Raw genomic sequence first — 5,940 nt, 5'->3', positions numbered from 1 at the left:
CCTTCCCCGTGACCGAGCTGCGCCTGTTCGCCTCGGCGCGCTCCGCCGGGACCGTGCTCGACGGTGTGACGGTGGAGGACGCGGCGACCGCCGACGGTCCAGGCCGTCCGCCGCGACACCGGACAGGTGGCCGTGGTCGCTGTCCTCCTGGACGTAGGCGAGCACGCCGTCGAAGTTCGCGCCGGCCACGATGCGCGGGTCGTCGTGCATGGCCTGAAGGGCGGTGAAGCCGCCGGCCGAGTGCCCGAACATGCCGATCCGGGTCCAGTCCGGCAGGCCGCGCAGTTCCCTGGGCAGCACCCGCGGCAGCTCGTCGAGCAGGAAGCGGGTGTCCGCGACGCGAACGGCCATCGTCTTCTCCAGCAGCGCCCTGATGCGTCCCTCGTCCGGGTAGGCCTCGCCGAACTCGGCGGGCAGCACGGTGTGTTCGACGCGGCCGTCGGGGAACTGCACGGCCGAGGCGTCGTAGGTGTGGTCGAGGGTGACCACCACGTAGCCGCGCGAGGCGAGGTCGTCGCAGAGGGTGGTGCCGAGGGAACGGGGGTCACCGGCGCCGGGTGAGTAGCAGACCACCGGGTACGGGCCCCGGTCGCGGCCGGCCGGGGCGTCTTCGTGGGCGTGGGTCCGGGTGGCCGCCCAGTCGACCCGGTCGCCGGGTACGTCGGTGAGGTTGTTGACGGCGGCGAAACCGGCGGCCTCGCCGGGAAGCAGCTGCGGTGCCCTCCGGTGGCCGTCGACGGCGCGTGCCGGGTAGCGGATGCTGACCATCAGTTCCCGGTACGGCTGCCCCGGGACCCAGGGATCGGCGCGTGCGGTGTCGACGAGGTGCACGGAGACGGTCCCCACCAGGTGTGGGCCGCTGGGCGGGGGCAGTGTCAGCCGTGCCCGCCCGGCCCGGCGCGGCGCTGCCGACGCGGTGCGGGCGGAGGCGGCGCAGAAGCCGGCGGCGGCGAAGGCCGACAGGACGGCGGCGCGGCGAGTGAGCAAGGCGGGGCCTCCTTCGTGCATGTCTCTTGTGTGTGTCGCGGCTCCTTGCAGCTTCGCCGACCGTGACCGTTCACGGCCATCCGGCAAGCCGGTCTCCGCACCGGGGGGTCAGCCCTACCAGGGGTGTCACCGGGGCCCGCCGTGCCGTTCAGCTACCTCGCGTACACCTTCACCGAGGTCAGCGGGTTCTCCTCGGACGACGTCGCCTGGCTGCTGATGGTGTACGGCGTCGGTCTGGTGGTGGGGAACCTGGTCGGCGGCCGGGCGGCTGACCGGGACCGGGACCGTGCCCTGGTGCTCTCGCTGCTCGGGCTGACCGTCACGCTGGCCGTGTTCGGGCCGCCGGCCGTGAGTGCCGTGGCGTCGGTGCTGCTGGTGTTCCTGATGGGGGTGGCGGGTTTCGCCACCGTCCCCGGCATGATCACCCGCGTGACCGACGCAGCTCATGGAGCGGCGCTGGCGGCGAGCGCCAACGTGTCCGCGTCCAACGTCGGCAACGCCCTCGGCGCCTGGCTGGGCGGCCTGGCCATCACCGCGGGCCTCGGCCACACGGCCCCGCTCCACACCGGCGCCGCGATCGCGCTGGCCGCGGTGGTCGTCATGCTCGTCGCGGTGCGGCGGGCCGGGTCCGCGGGTGGCGGGGCGGTGTGACGGGGCCCTGCCGTCCGGCGGGCAGAAGTGCCGGCGGCGATGTGGATGCCCTGGAGTGGACCGGGTACCCGGGCGCCGTGGCAAAGCGATCAGAACACTCCGGACACAACGAGAAGGGCAGAACGGCCCCGACCCTCACGAACGAGGTGCTGAAGCAGGTCGGGAAGCGTGCCGCCCGGGAGGACGCCGATCAGGGCGCGCCCGGACGGGCGGCATCCGGCGACCCGATCACGCCGAGCCCCGGGGCCGACAAGAAGACAGCCCGGGGCCGCCGGTCCGCGCCCCGGGAATGAGCCGCTCGCGACGAGGAGGAACAGATGAGCACGGTCAAGGAAGCTGTGGACGTCGGCGTCCCGCTCCACACGGCCTACAACCAGTGGACCCAGTTCGAGGACTTCCCGAACTTCATGGAGGGTGTCGAGGAGGTCAGGCAGGTCGACGACCGGCACAACCACTGGACCACCAGCATCGGCGGCGTACGGCGCGAGTTCGACACCGAGATCGTCGACCAGTTGCCGGACGACCGGATCACCTGGCGGACCACCGACGGTGACACCCGGCAGCGGGGAACCGTCCGCTTCGAGCCCCTGGACGACGGCCACACCAGGGTGGAGCTCACGATGGACGTGGAGCCCTCCGGGCTGGCCGAGAAGGGCGCGGACGCGCTCGGCATGATCGACCGACGGGTCAAGGGCGATCTGCGCCGCTTCAAGGACTTCATCGAGCAGCGCGGCACCGAGAGCGGTGCCTGGCGCGGCCGGGTCCGGCCCGGTGATCCCGGCGGCACGCTCTAGGAAGGACCGCCTCCAGCGGTCGTACACCCGAGGACCCCGGACCCGCGCGGCGGGCCGGGGTCCTCGCCGTCGGCGGAGTGCTGGGCACGCTGGGGGCGGGGCGCTGTGTGCAGGGCCACGGCTTCGCCCATACCTCGGGGGGCCCGGTGCGGGATACCGTTTTGTCGGTTCCCGGTCGGTTTCCCTCAGGTGTTTCGGACGGTTGGCAGTGCTCGCAGATCTCTCTCCGCTCATCGCCGCGACGGCCCGCTGGCTCTCGGGCTCCTTCCCCGCCCACGGGGGCGCGTTCGCCGCCGCGCGCTGTGAGGCGCAGGCCAGGCAGGCGGTGACGGTGGCGGCCTGGCTGCGTTACCCGACCGCGCTGGACGCCGGCCTGGTCGCAGTGGTGGGCCCCGGTGGCTCGGCGCGGCTCGACTGGGTGACCGGCGGGGATGCCGCTGACGACGCGGACGGCGCCTGGCGCAGCTGGGTGGACGAGGTGGTGGCGAGCTGGGCGGCCGAACTGCTCTGCGAGCCCGAGCTGGCCCGGCTCGCCGTCCGTGCGCTCGGCGAGGGGGAGCACCTGGCCGGCGGGGCGGTCGACTTCCGGCGCCTGCTCCTGCCCGACGAGGACGACCGGCGGGCGGCGGCCCTGCTGCGCCACCCGGATCTGCTCGCACCCGTGGCGCAACTGCACGCCGCCCAGCTCCACCACCGCCTCACCTCCGACGACACCCCCGCCTGCACCTGACCCCCGAGCCCGAGAACCGCCCCGACCGTCCGCCGCCCTCACCCCCGCACGCACGGCAACGGCCCCCTCGCCGGGCCTCGCCCCGGCCCTCGACGACCACCGACCGGCCCGTGAAGCCCCACCCCCGGCGCTCACCGCGACCGGCGCGCCGGGGCTCGTCGCGCGCCGTCAGGGGGCGGCCTCGTGGTCCTTGTCCGGCCCCATGTCCCGGGCCCGGTGCTCAGGCCGCCGTCTCCAAGGACTTCGTGAGGGGTGCGTCGCCGTTGCGGGGGCGGATCAGTACCGGTGCGCAGGAGCGTCGGGTCCGTGCGGCGAAGCCGGTCGCGATCGCGCGGGCGACGAGGAGGCCGCCGCCCACCAGCGCGCCGCGCGCACCGGCCGTCTCCATGAGGAGCCCGAGCAGCGGCGGCCCGCCGAGGCTCCACACGGTGCCGATGCTGCTCCAGATGCCGAGGACACGGCGGATTCCACCACCGCCATGGGCAGCACCAGCACCAGCAGCACGAGCAGTGACGGGGACAAGCCCCGCGACCGCCTGGAGCAGACCGCCGGCCGTCGCCAGGACGGCGGAGACGGTCCCGAACGCGCCCGCGCCCGCCGCGAGGGGACCCGTGACGAGGACGGCCAGGGTGAGTCCGTAGTTGCGTCCGAAGACCGAGCCGATCGCGGACACGCAGGCCAGCGCGACCAGCCGGGGGCGGCGGACGAAGAAGGCCAGTCCCTCGCGCACGGTCAGTTCGGAGTCCGGCGGCGCGGGCGAGGGCGCCGCCTGCGGGCCGGTGTCCCCCTCGCCCCGCGGGTCCCGCACCGGGCGCAGGAACGGCACGACCGACGCCACGAACAGGAACGACAGTCCGTTGGCCAGGTACGCGGAGGCCGTGCCGAGAAAACCGACGGTCACCCCCGCCAGCGCGGTGCCGACCAGCTGTCTCGCGCTGTGCACCAGGGCGCCCACGCCGATGGCGGAGGGAAGGTCCTCGGCGGGCACCAGGTCGTTGCCCAGCAGGGCGCAGGCGGGCCCGTCGACGGTGGCGATGACGCCGGTCACCGCGGCCAGCAGGAGCAGGCCGGTCAGGTCGAGCCGGCCCAGGGCCACCAGGAGCGCCGTCGTGAAGGCCACGGCGCCGAGGAGCGCCTGGCTCACGGCGACGGTGGTGCGGCGGGGCGTGCGGCGGGGCCAGCGGTCCACGGCCGCGCCGCCTAACACGCCGACGAACAGGGCGGGAGCGGCCTGCACGGAGACGGACAGGCCGGTGGCGGCGACAGGCCGGTGGCGGCCGCCGAGCCGGTGATCTGGAGCACGAGCAGGTTCTGCCCGGTGAGCTGCATCCAGGTGCCCGCGTTCGACAGGACGTTCGCGGCGGACCACCAGCGCATACCGGCATGGCGCAGTGACCGCCACGGCGAACGCGAGGCGGCTTCGGGCGGCAGGGCGGGGGCGGTGACAGGGGCAGCAGCAGGCCCGGCGGTACTCGGCGACCGGGAGGTGGGAGGGGACCGGCGGAGGCGCAGGGTGCCGGCTTCGCTGCGCGGTCCGCTCCACCCGGTCGATCAGGCACCGCCATGGTGGCAGCACAGGTGCCCGGGGTGCGGGCCGCCGGTTCGGCCCGGCGGCCGACGGGCGCCCAATGTCCGGACACGTCAGGGCATTTGGGTACGGAGTGCGCTTGCTCACGGGGGCGTGGGCGATCCCCGGTCAGCTGCAAGACCTGAACGCGACTCGGACGCACGAAGCCCCGGCACGCGCGGGGGCCCGGCGTACTGCGCGCCGGGCCCCGGTGCCGTGCGCCCGGGGGCTACGGGTCGGTCCGGCCGGTCGGGCCCACGGGTCAGCCGCTCTTCCCGCGGCCGGTCAGCGCGTCGCGGAGCCGGTCGACCAGGCCGGCGCCCGGGGCCAGCATCTTGTTCGCGGGGGGCTTGTCCGGGGCGGCGGGGTGCGGACGCGTCGGTGCCGTCTTCTTCGCCTGCCTGACCTTGTCGCCCAGCTCGTTCAGGGCGTCCGCCGAGCAGGCCGCGCGCAGCCTCGGGAAGAGGTTCTGCTCCTCGTCCTCGACGTGCATGCGGATCTCGCTCATGAGCGAGGTCATCAGCGTGTCGAACCGGGCGTCGTCCGGCTCGCAGCTCTCCAGATCCTTCATGATCTGCTCGGCCTTGGCGTGGTCCTCGAGCTCCTTGTCCGCCAGGGCCTGCCCGCCCTCGACGTGCTCGCGCACAGCCGGATAGAGGTAGGCCTCCTCGGCCACCGAGTGCCGCACCAGTTCCATCGTGGCCTGGTCGGCGTAGATCTTGCGGTTCTTGTCACCGGGCGGGAGCGCCTCGATCTTGCCGAAGATCTCCTCCACCTCGCGGTGATCGGTCACCAACTCGTCGATGACGTTTCCACCGTGTCCCATGCCCTTGACCTCCGCTCGTGGCACAGCGGTCCGGATTCGGATCCGCCGCGAGCCGAGTGCCCCCCGTCGGCCGCGTCACACGAATCGCGGGGCAGGACGAGATACGCATACTGGAAGCAACGTGTGAGAACTACTGCCCCGGGAACCCCGAGTGAGCGCCGTCGAGACCACGGTGGCAGCCCGGAGTGGCAGGGCCGTTCCCCGTCCCCCACGAGCGTTCTTTCTCCTTCACACATCAGCCCTCATCCCCGCGCCGGACGACGTCCACGAGGCCCTGCCGGGCCCCTACGACCTGGTGCTGCACTTCGCCTGCCCCGCCTCCCCCGCCGACTATCTGCGCCATCCCCTGGAGACGCTGGACGCAGGCAGTCTGGGCACCCGCACC

Annotated in this window: 3 protein-coding genes and 4 pseudogenes; 4 read left to right on the top strand and 3 right to left on the bottom strand. The window is 73.8% G+C overall.

Going from position 1 to position 5,940, the window contains the following annotated elements; all coding sequences use genetic code 11:
- Positions 1 to 462: 462 nt before the first annotated feature.
- A pseudogene (locus tag ABZ646_RS38240) lies at positions 463 to 1,008 on the bottom strand (hydrolase); the annotation flags it as partial.
- Positions 1,009 to 1,134: 126 nt separating this feature from the next.
- Here ABZ646_RS38240 and ABZ646_RS38235 point away from each other — a divergent pair.
- The 3 genes and pseudogenes from ABZ646_RS38235 to ABZ646_RS38225 form a co-directional block, all read left to right on the top strand.
- A pseudogene (locus tag ABZ646_RS38235) lies at positions 1,135 to 1,638 on the top strand (MFS transporter); the annotation flags it as partial.
- Between the two features lie 317 nt (positions 1,639 to 1,955).
- The gene (locus ABZ646_RS38230; RefSeq protein WP_360529794.1) at positions 1,956 to 2,432 is read left to right on the top strand and encodes an SRPBCC family protein; all 477 of its coding nucleotides are present in this window, start codon (positions 1,956 to 1,958) and stop codon (positions 2,430 to 2,432) included.
- Between the two features lie 208 nt (positions 2,433 to 2,640).
- Positions 2,641 to 3,162, top strand: a complete 522-nt coding sequence (locus ABZ646_RS38225) for a hypothetical protein (protein ID WP_360529797.1) — start codon at positions 2,641 to 2,643, stop codon at positions 3,160 to 3,162.
- Between the two features lie 220 nt (positions 3,163 to 3,382).
- Here ABZ646_RS38225 and ABZ646_RS38220 read toward each other — a convergent pair.
- A pseudogene (locus tag ABZ646_RS38220) lies at positions 3,383 to 4,539 on the bottom strand (MFS transporter).
- 452 nt (positions 4,540 to 4,991) lie between these two features.
- Positions 4,992 to 5,555, bottom strand: a complete 564-nt coding sequence (locus ABZ646_RS38215) for a hemerythrin domain-containing protein (RefSeq protein WP_360529791.1) — start codon at positions 5,553 to 5,555, stop codon at positions 4,992 to 4,994.
- Between the two features lie 151 nt (positions 5,556 to 5,706).
- Between ABZ646_RS38215 and ABZ646_RS38210 the strand changes: the two are divergent.
- Positions 5,707 to 5,940 (top strand): annotated as a pseudogene (locus tag ABZ646_RS38210) (hypothetical protein); the annotation flags it as partial.

Origin of the sequence: Streptomyces sp. NPDC007162 (assembly GCF_040634175.1) — a bacterium.
Taxonomy (GTDB): Bacteria; Actinomycetota; Actinomycetes; order Streptomycetales; family Streptomycetaceae; genus Streptomyces.
This window is presented reverse-complemented; position numbering and strand designations above follow the sequence as displayed.

What these genes read in the sequence shown, in the direction of transcription:
- ABZ646_RS38230 (WP_360529794.1), top strand. Translation starts at nt 1,956, where the DNA reads ATGAGCACGGTCAAGGAAGCTGTGGACGTCGGCGTCCCGCTCCACACG.
- ABZ646_RS38215 (WP_360529791.1), bottom strand. Translation starts at nt 5,555, where the DNA reads ATGGGACACGGTGGAAACGTCATCGACGAGTTGGTGACCGATCACCGC.